Origin of the sequence: Altererythrobacter sp. CAU 1644 (genome assembly GCF_029623755.1) — a bacterium.
GTDB lineage: Bacteria > Pseudomonadota > Alphaproteobacteria > Sphingomonadales > Sphingomonadaceae > Erythrobacter > Erythrobacter arenosus.
Genome location: NZ_CP121106.1, coordinates 1737823 through 1754575, shown reverse-complemented (window position 1 = coordinate 1754575; position 16753 = coordinate 1737823). Strand labels below are relative to the sequence as shown.

Genomic DNA, 16753 nt, shown 5'->3' with positions numbered 1-16753 from the left:
CCTTACGCGGGACTTGCCCAAGTGACGGGGCGCGGTGGCCATGCTACCGCGCCCCTTTCCATGCCCGAGAGGAGAAGTCGATGAGCGCGTTCGGTTCAACCAGCACTGCGGACGAAGTACTCGCGGGCAAGGACCTCAGCGGCAAGACCGTGTTCATCACCGGCGGCGCTTCCGGGCTTGGGCAGGAGACGGCGCGGGCGATGGCCGCGAAAGGCGCTCATGTGGTGATCGCAGCGCGCGATCAAGCCAAGCTCGACCAGGCCGCTGCCGCCATTCGCGCGGGATCGGCAAGCGATCAGGTCGACACCATTGTCGTTGACCTCGCCTCGCTCGACAGCGTGCGCGCCTGCGGCAAGGAAGCGAACGAGCGCTTCGACAAGATCGACCTCCTCATCAACAACGCCGGGGTCATGGCCTGCCCGCTGACATATACGGCAGACGGGTTCGAAGTGCAGTTCGGGACCAATCATCTCGGCCATTTCCTGCTCACCAAGCACCTCATGCCGCTCGTCGAGAAGGGCGCTGACAAGCGCATCGTCAACCTGTCGAGCCGTGGCCACCATATTGCGCCGGTCGACCTCAGCGATCCGAATTTCGAGAACCGGGAATACCAGCCCTGGCTATCCTACGGCCATTCGAAGACCGCCAACGTCCTCTTCAGCGTCGGCCTGGAGCAACGCTTCGCCGACCGGGGCATTCATTCCTATGCGGTCCACCCGGGCGGAATCGCGACCAATCTCGGTCGGCACCTCAGCGAGCAGGACATTGCCGAACTGATGCAAAGGATCCGGGAATCGGCCGAAGCCGACGGGAAAGAGCCTCAACCCATGAAAACCGTCGAACAGGGGGCAGCGACCACATGCTGGGCTGCCACCGCCGACGAGCTTGAGGGAAGCGGCGGGGTCTATTGCGAGGACTGCCACGTCGCGCCGGTAGACGACGTCAGCCGCACTTCGGGCGTGCGCTCCTACGCGGTGGACCGTCAAACTGCCGACGATCTGTGGGCACTGAGCGAGGAATTGGTCGGCGAAAGCTTCTCCAACTAGGAGGAGCTCAACCGCGCATGAATTCGGCCACTAGCCGGAGGCAATCCTTTGCTTCGCGCGTCGGCAGCAGAGCCATGAAGACATGCGGCGCGCCGGCATATTCGTAGAGCCTGACCGGCTTGCCAGCTTCGGCCGCGCGCTTTGCGTAGGTGCGGCAATCGACCACGAAGAGATCGTGCTGCCCCTGGAATATCGCGGTCGGCGGCAGCTGCAAGAACTGCTGCTGGCTGGCGTAGAGCGGGCTTACCAGCGCGTCTCTTGGATCGCGGGCACCTGCCCATTTTTCGCCCATGACGCGCAAAGCGTCGACCCTCAGCATGATGTCGTGCGGCTCGATCCCCCGCGCAGCTTCGTCTGACAGGGTAACGTCAAGCCAGGGAGCAAACAGCACCAGCTTCCCTGCCTGGGGTCCGCCTGCCTCGGCCAGCCGCAACGCCAATGCCGCAGCAAGATTCCCGCCCGCGCTGTCGCCCATCAGGGTAATGGTTTCAGGCGACCAGTCCTGCGAGATCTTGGCGAAGAGCGCATCGGCCATCGCCTCTGCTGCCGAGTGATCGGCTTCGGGAACCACCGGATAGAGCGGAACAGAGACGCTGGCCCCCGTGGTATCGATCAGCGCCGCAATCAATGGCCAGTGCACCTCGAGGATCGGCAGGATGAAGCCACCGCCGTGGAAATAGAGAATGTGCCCTTCGCCTTTCCCGGACCGCGGATGCAGCGTCACGCATTCGTGACCCTCGCACTGCCAGCGCTCGACCTGGAACCGAGTGTTGAACTTGTCCGGCATCGGTGCGTCTTCGGGCGCCGGACGGGTGGCCAACAGGTGACGTAGTTCTGCGGGATCGTCCGGAAAGACCTTGGGCTGCTTGGAAACAAACCAGGTCAGCAGCCGCATGAGGAGGCTGGGCTTGCGCGCGCGTAGCTCGAAGATGTCGCTCATGCCGCGATGCTCGCTGCACCCGCCGCGACCGTCAAGCAAAGACTTGCGCGATCAATCCTTCGTTGAGCCAGCGGCCAAGCATGGCCCCAGCCCGCATGGCTGCATCCTGCATGGCTTCAGGCGATGCATCCTCGCCAGCCAGTGCAAGGCACAGTTCGCCATAAGGCATGCCTTCGCGCGCCAGTTCGAAGGCGTGGACCTCATCGGCCTCGACCATCAGGAAGGTCGGTCGTTCGCCCTCGCGCCAGACGATGACGCCCCTGCCCTCACCGGAGAAATCCGCCGGCCGCTCGAACTCCTCATCCTTGAGCGCAGTCCACAGCTTGCGCAGGTCATGGCCGACCTGACGGGATACCGCACCGGGAAGGAAGGATACCCGCATCCCGGCCCAATCCTCGTCGTTGAAGCTCGCGGTGGATCGGGCAAATCCCTCCGGATCGAGCGGCGCAATGTCTTCGCCCGTAAAGACGTCGAGCATCGCCCATTCGAGCCAGGCCAGTTCCGCGACTTCGGGATCCTTGGCGAAGAGTTCGGCACAGGTGCTATCGAAACCGCGGCCGGCCTCGTCGATCGTCCAGCTCGTTGGCGGGTGCGTGATGAGATGATGAGCGGCAGCCTGGCGGAAGGCATCCTCGCCCACCCAGCGCGCGGTTCGCTCGTAGGTGCTGCGCAGCGCCTCGACCAGGGCGCCGCGATAATTGTTGCGATAGATCGCAAGCCCGGCTTCATGGCGCTCGCCAAAGCCCGGGACGGTCGGGGCGTCCTCGTCCAGTACCTGAGCCATGAAGGCAGCCTGTTTTGCCGCGAGGCTCATGCTGCGACGCTCGGTCGCGCGCTCCGCGCCAGTTCGCGCGCGTTGTCCAGCTCCACCAACAGCTCGGGCAGCGGCGGGATCTTGTCATCGCGCTCGATCATGGTGGCGACGCCGTGCGGCAGTAATGCCATCGCCTTGGCATAGAGCGCCCAGACTTCGTCGCAGACCTCGCGGTCGTGGGTGTCGATGATGATCTCGCCGGGAGTGTGGCCGGCGAGGTGGATCTGGCGCACCCGTTCGAGCGGCAGCCCTTCAACGTAATCTTCGGCAGAGAAGCCGTGGTTCTGAGCGCTGACGTAGATGTTGTTGACGTCGAGCAGCAGAGAGCAGCCGGTGCGCCGGGCCATCTCGGACAGGAATTCCCACTCGGTCATCTCATCCTCGGGAAAGGTCAGATAGCTCGACGGGTTTTCGAACAGCATCGCGCGACCGAGATGGTCCTGCGCGCGTTCGATATTGGCGCAGACCACCTCTAGTGCCTCACCCGTCAGCGGCAACGGCAGCAGATCATGGCTGTTGTGGGCGCTGGTGCGGGTCCAGCACAGATGGTCGGAGACCCATAGTGGGTCGATCCGCCGCTCGAGTTGTTTCAACTTGTCGAGATAGCCTGCATCGACGCCGCCGGCGGAACCGATCGACATGGAAACGCCATGCAGGATGACGGGGTGTTTCTCGCGCACCTCTTCAAGCACGCGGAGCGGTTTGCCGCCATCGACCATGTAGTTTTCGCTGATGACCTCGACGAAATCGACCGCCACCTCGCCATCGAGAAACTCGGCGTAGTGCGTACGGCGCAAGCCGAGGCCGAAACCGTCGAAGGGGACAATCGCGTTCATGCTGTAATGGCCACTCTAGATGAGTGGTGACCCGGCGTCACGGGGGATGAGGGGGTCCGACGCCGGGTCACCTTGGCGATCTGTTTGGGTCAGCCCAGATCGCCGATCGTTCCGCCTGCGGTCAGGCATTCGCCAGCCTTCATGGCCTTGAAGCCGTGGCCCTTGCATTCGTTCTGGCCCTTGCAGGCGTTCTCGGTGGTGGCGCAGTCAGCCTGGCCCTTGCAGCTGTGAACGCCATAACAATGAACCTTGTCGTCGCTGTTGATCGCGCCGCCCTTGCTTCCGGCGGGGGCTTCGGCGGCAAAGGCTGCTGCCGAAGACAGCGCGATTGCACCTGCGAGCGCTGCGAAAGTGGCCTTGCGGGAATCGATGTTCATTCTTGCTCTCCAAATCTCGTGCCCCTGATTGGGCATGGGCTGGTTCGGAACGCGAAGGATCGGGGTTACAGGCAGGAAAATTTTTCGCCGGCTGTAACGTTGGCAGGGACCGGCGCGAACTCGCAGTCAGTTCCGGCACATCGCCGAGACGCTGACATACCGACCCCTTCGGAGAGAATAAATGAACACCAAGATCGCACACATGGCCGGCCTCGCCCTCGCTGCCGGCATCACCGCTGGCCTGACCGCCACTCCCGCTGCCGCGCAGAAGGCACCGATGGAAAAATGCTATGGCGTCGCCAAGGCGGGCGAGAACGATTGCGCCGCAGGCCCCGGCACCAGCTGCGCCGGCACTTCGACCCGCGACTACCAGGGCGATGCCTGGAAGCTGGTCAAGAAGGGCAGCTGCGAAACGACCAAGACGCCCAAGGGCAACGGTTCGCTCAAGCCGATCAAGCGCTGAGGAAGCCATTTCGGGACTGGAGGTGACGCATGAGCAGCCTGGTATCTCTTTATGACCGACTGGTCGCGCTCGCGACCAGCCGCTGGTTCGAGGGGCTTGCGCTGCTCTTCACCCGCGTCGCCTTCGCCGGAATCTTCTGGCGCTCGGGCCGCAGCAAGGTGGAGGAAGGGAGCTGGCTCGAGATCAGCGACACCACCTACTTCCTGTTCGAGAACGAGTATGCCGGTGTCCCCATCCCGGCCGATTTTGCCGCGCCAATGGCGACCTATGCCGAGCATACATTCCCGATCCTGCTCGTGCTGGGACTGGCGACCCGGTTTTCCGCCCTGTCGCTGCTCGGCATGACGCTGGTGATCCAGTTCTTCGTCTATCCCGAAGCCTGGTGGGCCGTGCATATCCTGTGGGTGGCCATGGCACTGGTGCTGATTGCGCGCGGCGCGGGCATCTTCTCGCTCCACCATGCCATCGCTAAGGTGCGCGGTCAGTGATTGCCGAAGAAGCCACATTCGCCCGCCTGATGGCTGCGACGCAAAAAGGCGACAAGGCCGCCTATAACGTGTTGCTGTCGGAAGCGGGCATGTGGCTGGAGCGCTATTTCCGGCGCCGCGTTCCGCCGACCCAACTCGACGATCTGGTGCAGGACGTGCTCCTGGCGCTGCACAACAAGCGGTCGAGCTACGATATTTCGCGCCCGTTCCTGCCGTGGCTGGCTGCCATCGCCCGCTATCGCTGGGTCGATCATCTGCGCAAGGTCTACAAGCACGAGAGCGATCTGCTCGAGGACGGGCACGGAGTCCAGGACAGCGACGAAGACGTGGTGGAAGCGCGGGTCAGCCTCGAGCGGCTGTTCGTCCATCTCCCGCCCAAGCAGGTCGAAGTAATCGAACTCGTCAAGATCGAGGGGCTCTCGATCAGCGAAGCCTCCGAACGAACGGGGCAGAGCGAAAGCCTCGTCAAAGTGAATATCCATCGCGGACTGAAGCGAATGTCCGCGCTAATTGAGAAAGCAGACTAGAATGAAGCGCGACCGAGACAACCTCATCGCTGGACTCGCCGATGACCTCGCACCCGTGCGGGGTTTTAGCGCCCGGGACGGAGCGGTGCTTGTGACCCTCGCGGTGCTGGCCACCGTGCTGGGCGTATCCTTCTTCCAGGGGCTATGGGCCGGCATTCTCAGCGGAGAGGCAGAGCCGTTCTTCTGGATTACCAACGGCCTGCTGCTGTTGCTCGGGCTGGCGAGCGCGAGCGCCGTCGTCGCCATGGCATCGCCGCACGTCGGTGCCCGCCACGATGCGCCCAATTGGGCGGCGGCGATGGTCGGTATCCTGCCCGTCGCCGCGATCATCAGCGTCATCCCGCATGGCCACGGTCCGAGCGCGCTAATGGACCCGGTTTCGATCCACTGCCTCACCTCCTCGCTCATCGCCTCGACCGTGACGGGCGGTGCGCTGCTCTATTGGCTGCGGCGTGGTGCCCCCGTCTCGCTTGAGAAGGCGGGCTGGTTCACCGGCCTCGCAGCCGGAGCACTGGGCGGGGTTGCCTATGGCCTCTCGTGCCCGCTGACGACGGTGACGCACCTGGGTATCTGGCATGTCCTGCCCGTCGCGATCACCGCCGTTATCGGCAGGCTCGCAATCCCACGCTTGGTCAACTGGTAAGGCGCCGATTAGCTGGCTTTCTTGCGCAATGGGCGCTTGGGTGTCCGCGCGTCCGACAAGGTCTTGGCCTCGTCGGCCGGGATACCCTCTTGCCGCAGGACCCACTCGAGCGCCTGCTCGACGGACACCTCGACATCGGGGGCCACACCGTCGCCTTCCCAGTCCTTGCCGGTGACCGGATCGTAAGTTCGCCCGACCGGTACGAAAACCGTGAACCCGCCGGGCAGAAGATTCTCGCCGCCGAAATGGTTGGCACCATAGGTCGCCTCCCCCACCAGCGTGGCGCGTCCGGTATGCTTCATTGCGAGCGCAAAGTGCTCTGCCGCTGAACCCGTTCGCGGGCCGGTGAGAACATAGACCCTGGCGTCACGCAATTCGCCATGCTCGTTGGGGGCGATCCAATGTTCGCGGACGACTTCCTGCGGAGTTGAGCCGGATTCGATCAGGGTCGGGTTGCCGAACATGCTGCCCATTTCCTCGTCGATCGATCGGCGTGTCGCCATGGTCACCAATCGCGTGGGCTTGTCGAACAACCAGGGGAAGATAACGTCCATCTGGTCGATTCCGCCGCCGCCATTGGTGCGGATGTCGAAGATGATCGCTTCCGCTTCCTTGTGCTCCTCCATGAATTTCGCGGCCTCAGCCGTGACAGCGCTGTCGCCCGGGAAACCGTTGAACCGCACGAAAGCGATTCCTGGCGCGATCCAGCCCGGCTGTTCGACCATGCTCGGGCGTTCTCCCGAACCTGCCCGCGGTTGATGTTCCGCGTCGGCCTCGGCGACGCTGACGCGCAAATGGCCGTCGGACTGGACCGCCTGCAAATCGCTGGTCAGGCGCTCCGCCAGTTCCCGGCCCCCGAGCGAGGCGTAGGCACCACTCGCTACATTCCCGCGGAGCATCGCGGCATATCGCTCGCCGACTGCGGGATAGACGAAGCCCCGCTCCAGTTCGCTGGCCAATGCGCAAGCGGTCGCCTCGCTCGAATTGGCCACCGCGGTCGCGCAGGAGGCCGCACTATCGGTCGATCCATCTTCCGATGCGAATGCCAGTTGCGAAGCGAGTCCTGCGGCGATCAGGGCGCCGTAACTCATGAGCTTGATTTTTCCGTTCATGGCGCAGGACTTTGCCGTCAAGATGTCGATCTGACAATTACGCTTGTAGTCGATAGTTTGCCGTTCGTCGAAGCGGCGCGCGGTTCAGAGCTGTCGCCCATGTCATTGCCCCTTCATGTGCGCGTGACTATATGCCCGGTCATGTCTTCCATCAGACCTTGGCGCGACATCATGCGTCGCAAGAGCCGCCAGATCATGGTCGGTAACGTCCCCGTGGGCGGCGATGCGCCGATCACCGTGCAAACCATGACCAACACGCCGACCGAGGATGCGGTCGCGACGATCGATCAGATTCGCCGCTGCGAGGATGCAGGCGCGGACATCATCCGTGTCTCCTGCCCGACAGAAGAAGCGACCAAGGCCTTTGCGAAGATCACCAAGGCGGCGCGCGTCCCGATCGTTGCCGACATCCATTTCCACTACAAGCGCGCGCTTGAGGCGGCAGATGCGGGCGCGGCGTGCCTGCGGATCAACCCCGGGAATATCGGCTCGTCGGAGCGTGTGGCCGAGGTCGTGCGCGCGGCCAAGGCCAATGGCTGCGCGATCCGCATCGGCGTGAACGCGGGCAGCCTCGAGAAAGACCTGCTCGAGAAGTACGGCGAGCCCTGCCCCGAAGCGCTGATCGAAAGCGCGCTCGACCACATCAAGCTGCTGCAGGATCACGATTTCCACGAATACAAGGTCGCGGTGAAGGCGAGCGACGTATTCCTCGCGGTCGCGGCCTATCACGGGCTGGCCGAGGCAGTGGACTGCCCGTTGCACCTCGGCATTACCGAGGCTGGCGGCTTGATCGGCGGGACGGTCAAATCCTCCATCGGCATCGGTTCGCTGCTCTGGGCCGGGATCGGCGACACCATTCGCGTCTCGCTCAGCGCGGAACCGGAACAGGAAGTGAAGGTCGGCTTCGAAATCCTGAAAGCGCTTGGCCTGCGCACTCGCGGCGTTCGCGTGGTTTCATGCCCGTCCTGCTCGCGCCAGGGCTTCGACGTCATCCGCACGGTCGAAGCGCTCGAGGCGCGGCTCGAACACATCAAGACCCCCATGAGCCTCTCTGTCCTCGGCTGCGTCGTCAACGGCCCGGGCGAGGCCCGCGAGACCGATATCGGCATCACGGGCGGCGGCAATGGCAAGCATATGGTATATCTCTCCGGCGTGACCGACCACCACGTGCAGTCGGACGACATGCTCGACCACATCGTCGAGCTGGTCGAAGCCAAGGCTGCGCAAATCGAAGCGGAGATGAGCGATGCCGGACAAGCAGAAGCAGCAGAGTAGCGTCGAACCCAAAACCCAGCAGGAAGTGCTGCCTGCGATCGACAGCGATAGCGCGGTACCGGCACACGCGGCGGGAGCTCGCTCGGTCGGCGCCATTGCGGCGGGCGCCTTCGCCCTTGGCGCGCTCGCGATGGGCGCGGTCGCGATCGGAGCGCTGGCGGTCGGCCGTATGGCGATCGGACGGTTGCGAATTCGCGACGCCAGGATCGATCGGCTGCGGGTCGGCAAGTTCGAGGTCGGCGAGGATTGAAACGAAAGGTTTGGCCTGGCCCACTGTCACAATCAGTGGACCAAGTCGGCAATCCCACCGAGCTAACGTGCCGGAAATGCCTTAGGCGGCTCATCCGCCCTGAGCCAGCCGGTGATCGACAAGCGCAGGCCGGGCGCATAGGGCGTCACCGCGCTTACCGAGTGTGGCTGAGGTACGGTGAAGATGTTGAGCGCGTTGAACGCTGGGCGGAACGCCTGCTCGATGTCCCCCTTCCTATCCCAAAACTGTAGCAAGCCGCCCCAGTCGGTGTCCCAATCGCGCGTGAAGTTCAAGACATAGGCAGCGAGCCTCTGCTCCGCCTTCACCTCGTCGGTGTGAACCTTCAGAAAATGGGTCGCACGATAGAGTGTCGCCTGACCATCAGCCCAGCGAATGTTCTCCAGACCGGTCAGGGTCCGAGCGAATTCGAGGAACGGTTCGCTGTTGATGAACTCATAGACTGGGAACAGCGACATCGGCGGGATCTTGGGCGAGAAATACGCCGCGAACAAAGGGTAGTAGTTATAAAGGAACTGGTACCCGCTCTGCGCGCCGCGATAGACCTCGCGCTGTATTTCTGCCGCCTGCTGCGGTTGCAGGTTCCGAAGATCCTGAGGTGGCCACTGCTGTACCTCACTCCCCTCATTATAGGTCAGCCACCAATCCACCTCCATCAACCGACGATGTATTTCCTCTGCAGTCTGCGGATCGAAAAAGTCCTTGACCTGCCCACGCTTCCTGAGGGCGTAATCAGCAGATAGCAGCGTTGGATCATTGGCTGGATTGAGCTTGAACATGGCAAGCCAGACCATACGAGAGCAGATCGCGCCGCGCCAGCGTGTCGCTTGTCCGGCACGCCGATTTCTGCCACTTGATCCGGCGACATGGCTACCGCTCAAGAAGTCCTCGTCGACCCCGCCTGGCTGCCCCACCAGTACGACGCCGCGCAGGACCGCGTGCTGTTCCTTCACATTCCGAAGGATATGCGCGAACAGCTGACGTTTCTCGCCGACTATAAACCTGCGACTGCCGCCGAGGCGGTCTGGGTAGCGGGCGCAGATGTGAGGGGCACCGCAATCGAAGCCCCTCCGGTACATTACGTGTTTCATACCGCCTTTTGCCGCTCGACGCTGATGGTGAAGGCGCTGGATCAACTTACGGGGATCTCCGGGCTGAGCGAGCCCATGATCGTCAACAATCTCCAAGCGAATGCAGGCAATGCGAGTGCTCGGGCTATGTTGCCTGAGTTGATGCGGTTGCTGGGTCGCTCTTCCGAAGGCGACCGCTGCACTGTCGTGAAACCTTCAAACTTCGCCAACGGCATTATTCCAGCGCTACTCGACGCTGAAGGCCAGAGCCGGGCTGTTTTGCTCTATGGAACGCTGCGAGACTTCCTCGATTCCGTCGCGCGCAAAGGGCTGCAAGGTCGAATTTGGGGTCGTCGACAATTGCGCCACAACCAGCAGATCATCCCGCTCGAGCTCGGCATGGACGAGCGAGCAATGTATGAGTTGACCGACATGCAGGCAGCCGCCCTTGCCTGGCTGTTGCACATTCGACAGTTCGCGACCTTGCTTGAGAAGTTTCCGTCGAGACTTCGCGCACTCGAGGCCAACGAATTCAACGCGAAGAAGGAAGCGAGCCTACAGGGCATGGCCAACTTCTTCGGGATCCCAGCCACGACAGAGAGCATTCGCGCTGTCGTCGATGGGCCGTTGTTCGGTTCACACGCAAAGCTAGGCGGGGACTACCAGGCAACGATCGCAGACCAAAGGGCAGCGGCCAACAGCAAGGTGACAGAGGAGGAGATCGAGCAGATCGGGCAGTGGATCGAAGTGATCATGAGCCAACTTCGCTTGACACTGCCTCTATCTCACCCACTCCTGTCAAGCGAGGCTTAGTCACGTGCTCCACGTCGTCCATCACGCCGATTACATGGCGCCGCGCCCCGAGCGCGGCACGTTCAAGTTCGACAAGTACTTCCTGGTGATGGAAGCCTTGAGAGAAAGCGGCCATCCCCTCACCGAACATGCCCCTGAGCCGATGCCGCGCAAATGGCTGGAGGCGGTGCACTGCCCCACCTATGTCGACGAGGTGTTCCGCGCCGCGGTCCCGCGCGAGAAGGAACGTCGGATCGGCTTTCCCGTCACGCCGCATATCGCCAGCCGCGTGCGCCACACCAATGGCGGAACCTGGCTCGCGGCCCAGCTGGCAATGAAGCACGGTTATGCCGCCAACAGCGCTGCCGGGAGTCACCACGCGCTGCACGATACAGGCGCCGGCTATTGTGTGTTTAACGACCTTGCCGTTTGCGCAAACCGCCTGATCGCCGAGGGCGCGGCGCGCCGCGTGCTGATCGTCGATTGCGACGTCCACCAGGGCGACGGGACTGCCAGCCTGACTGCCGGGCGCGAAGACATCTTCACCTTGTCGTTCCATGCCGAGAAGAACTTTCCGGTTCGCAAAGCCCGCTCGAGCCGCGATGTCGGCCTTCCCGATGGCATTGACGACGATGGCTACATGGCAGCGCTCCACCGCCATCTGCCCGAGGTGATCGGAAATTTCGAGCCGGACCTCGTGCTCTACCAGGCCGGTGTCGACCCGCATCGCGACGACAGGCTCGGCCGCCTCGCCCTCAGCGATGATGGTCTTGCTGCACGCGATCGCTTCGTCGTGGCCCAGTCGCGCCGACGCGGCCTGCCGATCGCATCAGCGCTGGGCGGAGGTTACGGGGAGGACCAGCGCGCGGTGGCCCAACGCCACGCCAATTCGATGCTCGCCATGGCGCAGGAAAATGCGCGGGTGCACCAGGTAGCGAACTAGTCTAGAGACCGCAGCGGTCGCAGCACTGCAGCAAACGGGAGCTCCATGCATGGCCGATTTCGAAACCGATTACCTCATCGTCGGTGCAGGAGCCGTCGGCCTCGCATTTGCCGATACGCTGGTCGACGAGGATCCCGATTGCCACATCACCTTCGTCGACAAACATGCCAAGCCCGGCGGGCACTGGAACGACGCCTATGGTTTCGTCGCCCTGCACCAGCCTAGTGCGACCTATGGCGTCAACTCGCTCGAATTCCAGACCGAACATATCGACGAGCACGGCCCCAACAAGGGGCTACATGCGCTGGCAAGCGGTACCGAAGTGCTCGCCTATTTCGAGAAGGTCATGAACCTCAAGCTGCTGCCGACCGGGCGCGTCGAATACCACCGATTAAGCGAGTACAAGGGCAGGAACGAGGCTGGCGATGCTCGGATCGTGTCGATCTTTTCGGGTGAGGAAACCACGGTCAAGGTCCGTCGCCGGATCGTCGATGCAACCTATTACCAGACCTCGGTGCCTTCGACCCACACCCGCAATTTCGCGGTTGCCGGGGGAGTGGAGGTGGTTCCGCCAGGACACCTGCCCGAACTCTGGAAGCGCACCGATAACCTGCCCGACCACTACGTAATTCTCGGCGCGGGCAAGACCGCGATGGATACCGGCGTGTGGCTGATCGAAGGGGGTGTCGATCCCGACCGGATCAGCTGGGTTCGACCTCGCGAAAGCTGGCTGTGGAACCGGGTCTACACCCAGCCGGGCGAAGACTTTATCGAGCGCGTGATCGACATGCAGATCGGCCTGCTCGAAGCCGCCAGCAAAGCCGGGAATGGCGACGAGTGGATGCGCTTGCTCGGCGAACAGGGCTACTACCTCAAGATCGACGAGGACAGCGAGCCCGAGATGTTCCACTACGCGACCATCTCGCAGGGCGAGGTCGATATACTGCGGCGCATCAAGAATGTGATCCGCAAGGGGCGCGTCACCAGCATCGAGCGAGGCAAGCTAATTTTCGGCGAGGATGCCGTCGAACTTCCCGACAACACCCTGTTCATCGATTGCACCGCAACCGCAGTGCCGTTCCGCGCGCGACGCAACGACCGCCCCGTGTTCGATGGCGACACCATCACCCTACGCCCGCTACATATTCCGCTGGTGACGTTCAGCGCGACTGTCGCCGCATTCCTCGAGGCGAATTTCGACGACGATGCGACCCGCAATGCCCTCGCCCAACCGGGACCGCTGACCGACACTCCGGCGACATTCCCTTATGCCTTCATGGTGACCATGATGAACCGCGGGGCGTGGGCTCAGAACCCCGAAATCTCAGCCTGGCTCACCAAATCGCGGCTCGATCTTGCCAGCCCGACGATTGCGAAGCTGGTCGCCGAAAACAGCCCCAAACTGGCAGTTCTCTCGAAATTTCAAGAAGCTATTGCCGAGAATATGCCGCATCTGGCGCGTCTTGGAATGCAGGCCAAACAGATTCACGAGGCGCAAGTTTAGGCTATTCACGGGAACGATAGATTTTTGCTATTATTGTGCCGGTATGAAGAGACGCGATCTCCTCAAGGGTTCACTGGTGGCAGGCGCAGGCCTGGCGCTGCCCGCGCGCGTCTTCGCTGCACCGCAAGCTGGCACCAAGCGCGATCGTGCGCTGTTCAAGCTCGCCAAGCGCGAGCTCGACCGCGCCGGCGAGGTGATCTGGAAGCGCGATATCGTCGGGATCGCCGACTTTGGGCTGCATTCGGCTGAGCGGCGATTCCACTTCGTCAATCTCGACCGCGAGGAAGTGCAGAGCTACCACGTCAGCCACGGCACGGGTTCCGATCCCGAACACGATGGCTGGCTCAATCGCTATTCGAATGTTGAAGGGTCGAACGCGACCAGCCGCGGGGCCTACATCAGCTGGGAATGGTACGTTGGCCGGTACGGTACTTCGGTGCGGCTCGGAGGACTGGACTCTACCAATTCCAACGCCTTCGACCGCGCTATCGTGATGCACCGCGCAGCCTATGCCGAGCCCGATCACATTTCGCGCTGGGGCCGCCTTGGCCGCTCGAACGGATGCTTCGCCATGGGCGAGGAACAGTTCCGCATTGCCTTGCTCAACCTTTCGGGCGGGCGACTGCTTTACGCTGATAGCCTCGGCTGGGGCGAAAACAGCGAGATCGACGCAGAATAGACCTGTCGCCCGATCCCCTGAAGGTCGTATCTCCGCGACCTAGCTGGTGCGGAGATCGTCCTCGATCACTATTACCTCTTCGTCGGTCTCATTGGCGCGGTTGGACACGCGCGGCTGATCGAGGCTCGCCAGCACCGGCTCATCGCGGCCGTAGATATCCTTGAAGGTCGCGAGCTTGCCGTTGATGTCGGTCGCGACGGTGAAATAGGTGATGTAGACCGGCATTTCCTTGACGATCGGGACCCGCGTGTACTCGCCCGAGGTTGCGACTTCGACAGCCTCTTCCTTGGTTGCACCCTTGCCCAGGATCGCCATGGTGATCGCGAGTTCGAGCGCGCGCTCGGTCCGGATGCAGCCGTGGCTCAGGGCGCGATCGTCCTGGTTGAACAGGCCGCGCGAAGGCGTGTCGTGAAGGAAAATCGCGTGCGGGTTGGGCATGTCGAGTTTCATGCGGCCAAGCGAGTTGGCGGGGCCGGGCTGCTGCACCACGGTAATCCAGCCGTTCTCGCCCTTGGTCGCCTTGTAACCCGCAGCTTTCGCCCAGCCAGGGTTATTGAGCACCTTCGCTCCAAGCCCCTCACCCTTCACGATCGACTGCGGCACCGTCCAGGTCGGGTTGAAGATCACCCCCTCGACCGTTTCCGCAAGTTGCGGGGTCGCGGTGCGGCCGGGCTTGCCGACGATGGTGCGGTAGGTGCTGATGATCTTGTCGTTGACCGTCAGGCGCAGCTGGTACTCGGGCACATTGGTGATCAGGTACTGGCTGCCAAGGTCGCGCTCGAGCCACCGCCAGCGATCCATGTTGGCGCGGATAAGCTTGCGCTTGGCCGGGTCCTGCGTCTTCGCCAATGCTGCCTTGAGCTGGGCATAGTCCGGGTGCGCTGGGGTCAACTGCGCCAAGGTTCCGGCGATATCGCCGCTTTCGAGCGCCTGCGTAAGCAAGTCGCCGGTGCGCAGGACATCGCGGTCGCGGTCCACCACAAACCATTGCTTGCGTGCATCCATCGGCGTGCGGCCGTCGCGCAAATCCTCGACCAGCCAGCCGAAACTGCGGCTCGCAAGCTCGTCGAGCTCCTGCGACGGGCCCGAAGCGATCGCCGTACGCAGCGCGGCCAGATCGTAATCCTTGGGATCAAGACCCTCGGCCCCGATCCCGTCGATCACCGCGGCCAGCGACTGAGCGTTGCGGACGCTCCAAGGCTGCACCAGCGGGACGATTTTAGCCACCAGATCGCCCTGCACCATCGGTTCGGAGACCATGTCGGGGAATGCGGCGTCGAAACTCTTGGGCGCGGCGGACTGGCTCTGCTCGCCCGGGATGAGATTTTCGGGAGCGGATTCCTGCGCCTGCGCCGCAAAGGCGATGCCGCCTGCGATCGTCAGCGTCGTTGCTCCAGCCAGGAATTTGCCCACCAGAAGTTTCATAAGGTCTTTTCTATCCTTCAACGCGGCCTTTCCGGCCCATTCGGCGGGTCCCGCCACCTGTGCAACGGCCTATACCGCCTGTTGGCTCCCGCTATCAACCGGCCCGGCTTTCAGGACGCTGAATTACCTCGATTTGCGCCCACAATGTGGTGACGCGGCAACGGCGCGCGGCTATGGGACGCGTCGCATGAGCCGCAACCACCTCCTGATGCCCATAGCTGCCGCGATGCTCGGCGTCGCGTGCCTGTCGTTGATGGATGCCTATATGAAAGGCGCCGCGCTCGCGGCCGGGGCCTACAGCGCATCGATCCTGCGCTCGGGCATCGCGACTGCGATCATCTTGCCGGTTTGGCTCGGATCGGGCGCAAAATGGCCGGAACGCAGGGTCATGAAGCTGCACATCCTGCGCGGCACGGTGTCCGGTTTCATGGCTTTAAGCTTCTTCTACGCGCTGACGGAATTGCCGATTGCCGAGGCGATCGCGATATCCTTCATAGCGCCGCTGATGGCGCTCTATCTGGCGGCGATCCTTCTGGGAGAGACGATTCGACGCGAGGCGATCACCGGATCGGTTTTGGGCCTGATCGGTACCTTGATCATCGTCGGAGGCCGAATTGGCGCTGCCGATTACGATTCCGGGACGCTCAAGGGACTGGCCGCCATTACCTTTTCCGCGCTGCTTTACGCGTTCAACTTCATCGTGATCCGGTGGCAGGCGCAGGCCGCAAAGCCGGTGGAGATAACCGTCTTCCACAGCGGGGTCGCCTGCGCGGTGTTGCTGGTGTTTGCACCGTGGTTCTTCACGCTGCCGTCAATGGAGGTGCTGGGAGATATCACGATCGCGGCGCTGCTCACGCTCGGCGGATCGCTCGTGATTGCCTGGGCCTATGCGCGGGCTGAGACCCAGGCGCTGGTGCCGATGGAATACAGCGGGTTCCTGTGGGCGGCGCTGTTCGGGTGGTTGTTCTTCCGCGAAGAAATCACGTTGAGCACGATAGCGGGGACGGGGCTGATTGTCGTGGGTTGCTGGATAGCCGCCCGTCAGCGTCCTGTGGTCCCGCAAACGGAACAGTCAGCGCTCTAGTTCTGGTCGGTGGTATTGGCCGCTTCGGCCGGCTCATTGGCAAAGCTCATGGCGGCGCCAAAGCACGCCGCGACAGCCAGGGCTGCTGCCATCACGCCGGCGCGCACGCTGTTGATCGGGCGGGTCACGCCCTGCGAAGCATTCGTCATCAAGTCTATCCTCATCCGGGCGGAGTTATCGACGCCCTTCCTTGTTGCATTAACGGCGAAGCAAGGGTGATGTTCCGAATTGCGATGTTCCGGTGCTGGGACGAGGTTGTCGGCGGAACAAGTGGTATCCGAAGCCCGGTGCGCCCCAACCAGTCCCCTTCTGGTGCGACCCGAAGGATCCGGCGTTCAGTCCTAGCGGACTTCCGCCTGCGAAGTTTCGTCCTGACCAGTCCCTGCACTGCCCCCTGAAAAAGCAAAGGCAAGGAGGAAGCTACCGACCAGCACCATGCACGCGGCGATTAGGCCTGCGCGCAGACT

General features: G+C 62.8%; 20 protein-coding genes. 12 read left to right on the top strand and 8 right to left on the bottom strand.

Annotated features, from left to right (window positions below; translation table 11 throughout):
* The first annotated feature begins 80 nt into the window (after window positions 1–80).
* Entirely contained in the window at window positions 81–1046 is a 966-nt protein-coding gene (locus P7228_RS08695; protein WP_278014850.1) for an SDR family NAD(P)-dependent oxidoreductase, read from the top strand.
* A gap of 7 nt (window positions 1047–1053) precedes the next feature.
* Here the strand turns inward: P7228_RS08695 and P7228_RS08690 are convergent, their stop codons facing one another.
* The 4 genes from P7228_RS08690 to bufA2 all read right to left on the bottom strand — a co-directional run bounded on the left by P7228_RS08690 (window position 1054) and on the right by bufA2 (window position 4013).
* Entirely contained in the window at window positions 1054–1986 is a 933-nt protein-coding gene (locus P7228_RS08690) for an alpha/beta hydrolase fold domain-containing protein (RefSeq protein ID WP_278014849.1), read from the bottom strand.
* Window positions 1987–2017: 31 nt separating this feature from the next.
* Window positions 2018–2770: an HvfC/BufC N-terminal domain-containing protein gene (locus P7228_RS08685; protein ID WP_278014848.1), complete on the bottom strand. Its 753-nt coding sequence runs from the start codon at window positions 2768–2770 to the stop codon at window positions 2018–2020.
* Window positions 2771–2796: 26 nt separating this feature from the next.
* Window positions 2797–3636: an MNIO family bufferin maturase gene (gene bufB / locus P7228_RS08680; RefSeq protein WP_278014847.1), complete on the bottom strand. Its 840-nt coding sequence runs from the start codon at window positions 3634–3636 to the stop codon at window positions 2797–2799.
* A gap of 89 nt (window positions 3637–3725) precedes the next feature.
* Window positions 3726–4013 (bottom strand): BufA2 family periplasmic bufferin-type metallophore, encoded by a 288-nt coding sequence (gene bufA2 / locus P7228_RS08675; protein ID WP_278014846.1) that lies wholly within the window; start codon window positions 4011–4013, stop codon window positions 3726–3728.
* 181 nt (window positions 4014–4194) lie between these two features.
* Between bufA2 and P7228_RS08670 the strand changes: the two genes are divergently transcribed.
* From P7228_RS08670 to P7228_RS08655, 4 genes are read left to right on the top strand one after another with little or no spacing between them, the layout of a single operon-like run.
* On the top strand, window positions 4195–4476 hold the full coding sequence (locus P7228_RS08670; protein ID WP_278014845.1) for a BufA1 family periplasmic bufferin-type metallophore: 282 nt from the start codon (window positions 4195–4197) through the stop codon (window positions 4474–4476).
* A 29-nt stretch (window positions 4477–4505) separates the two neighbouring features.
* Window positions 4506–4964 (top strand): DoxX family protein, encoded by a 459-nt coding sequence (locus tag P7228_RS08665; RefSeq protein ID WP_278014844.1) that lies wholly within the window; start codon window positions 4506–4508, stop codon window positions 4962–4964.
* Window positions 4961–5491, top strand: coding sequence for a sigma-70 family RNA polymerase sigma factor (locus P7228_RS08660; RefSeq protein ID WP_278014843.1), 531 nt, complete (start codon window positions 4961–4963; stop codon window positions 5489–5491). The genes P7228_RS08665 and P7228_RS08660 overlap by 4 nt, the downstream gene beginning before the upstream one ends.
* Before the next feature lies 1 nt (window position 5492).
* Entirely contained in the window at window positions 5493–6134 is a 642-nt protein-coding gene (locus tag P7228_RS08655) for a DUF1109 domain-containing protein (RefSeq protein ID WP_278014842.1), read from the top strand.
* Between the two features lie 8 nt (window positions 6135–6142).
* Here P7228_RS08655 and P7228_RS08650 read toward each other — a convergent pair whose 3' ends face one another.
* A complete protein-coding gene (locus tag P7228_RS08650) occupies window positions 6143–7225 on the bottom strand; it encodes a S41 family peptidase (RefSeq protein ID WP_278014841.1) in 1083 nt (360 codons plus the stop codon).
* Window positions 7226–7387: 162 nt separating this feature from the next.
* On the opposite strand from P7228_RS08650, the gene ispG reads away from it, so the two are divergent.
* Both ispG and P7228_RS08640 read left to right on the top strand, forming a co-directional pair.
* On the top strand, window positions 7388–8521 hold the full coding sequence (gene ispG / locus P7228_RS08645; protein ID WP_278014840.1) for a flavodoxin-dependent (E)-4-hydroxy-3-methylbut-2-enyl-diphosphate synthase: 1134 nt from the start codon (window positions 7388–7390) through the stop codon (window positions 8519–8521).
* The gene (locus P7228_RS08640; protein ID WP_278014839.1) at window positions 8493–8771 is read left to right on the top strand and encodes a hypothetical protein; all 279 of its coding nucleotides are present in this window, start codon (window positions 8493–8495) and stop codon (window positions 8769–8771) included. The genes ispG and P7228_RS08640 overlap by 29 nt, the downstream gene beginning before the upstream one ends.
* Before the next feature lie 62 nt (window positions 8772–8833).
* Here the strand turns inward: P7228_RS08640 and P7228_RS08635 are convergent, their stop codons facing one another.
* Complete coding sequence (locus P7228_RS08635; protein WP_278014838.1) at window positions 8834–9670, bottom strand: 2OG-Fe(II) oxygenase; 837 nt, start codon at window positions 9668–9670, stop codon at window positions 8834–8836.
* On the opposite strand from P7228_RS08635, the gene P7228_RS08630 reads away from it, so the two are divergent.
* Genes P7228_RS08630 through P7228_RS08615 form a run of 4 tightly spaced genes read left to right on the top strand, consistent with a single transcriptional unit; the run spans window position 9656 to window position 13777 of the window.
* Entirely contained in the window at window positions 9656–10672 is a 1017-nt protein-coding gene (locus P7228_RS08630) for a hypothetical protein (RefSeq protein WP_278014837.1), read from the top strand. The two genes, P7228_RS08635 and P7228_RS08630, sit on opposite strands and share 15 nt — an antisense overlap.
* 34 nt (window positions 10673–10706) lie before the next feature.
* A complete protein-coding gene (locus P7228_RS08625; RefSeq protein ID WP_278017737.1) occupies window positions 10707–11594 on the top strand; it encodes a histone deacetylase family protein in 888 nt (295 codons plus the stop codon).
* 49 nt (window positions 11595–11643) lie between these two features.
* Window positions 11644–13098 carry an NAD(P)-binding protein gene (locus P7228_RS08620; RefSeq protein WP_278014836.1) on the top strand — a complete coding sequence of 485 codons (1455 nt, stop codon included), beginning with the start codon at window positions 11644–11646 and terminating at the stop codon, window positions 13096–13098.
* Window positions 13099–13141: 43 nt separating this feature from the next.
* Window positions 13142–13777: a murein L,D-transpeptidase catalytic domain-containing protein gene (locus P7228_RS08615; RefSeq protein ID WP_278014835.1), complete on the top strand. Its 636-nt coding sequence runs from the start codon at window positions 13142–13144 to the stop codon at window positions 13775–13777.
* A gap of 39 nt (window positions 13778–13816) precedes the next feature.
* Here P7228_RS08615 and P7228_RS08610 read toward each other — a convergent pair whose 3' ends face one another.
* Window positions 13817–15202 carry a L,D-transpeptidase family protein gene (locus P7228_RS08610; RefSeq protein ID WP_278014834.1) on the bottom strand — a complete coding sequence of 462 codons (1386 nt, stop codon included), beginning with the start codon at window positions 15200–15202 and terminating at the stop codon, window positions 13817–13819.
* Between the two features lie 187 nt (window positions 15203–15389).
* Between P7228_RS08610 and P7228_RS08605 the strand changes: the two genes are divergently transcribed.
* Complete coding sequence (locus P7228_RS08605) at window positions 15390–16286, top strand: DMT family transporter (RefSeq protein ID WP_278014833.1); 897 nt, start codon at window positions 15390–15392, stop codon at window positions 16284–16286.
* Here the strand turns inward: P7228_RS08605 and P7228_RS08600 are convergent.
* Window positions 16283–16435 (bottom strand): hypothetical protein, encoded by a 153-nt coding sequence (locus P7228_RS08600; RefSeq protein WP_278014832.1) that lies wholly within the window; start codon window positions 16433–16435, stop codon window positions 16283–16285. The two genes, P7228_RS08605 and P7228_RS08600, sit on opposite strands and share 4 nt — an antisense overlap.
* Window positions 16436–16753: the final 318 nt, after the last annotated feature.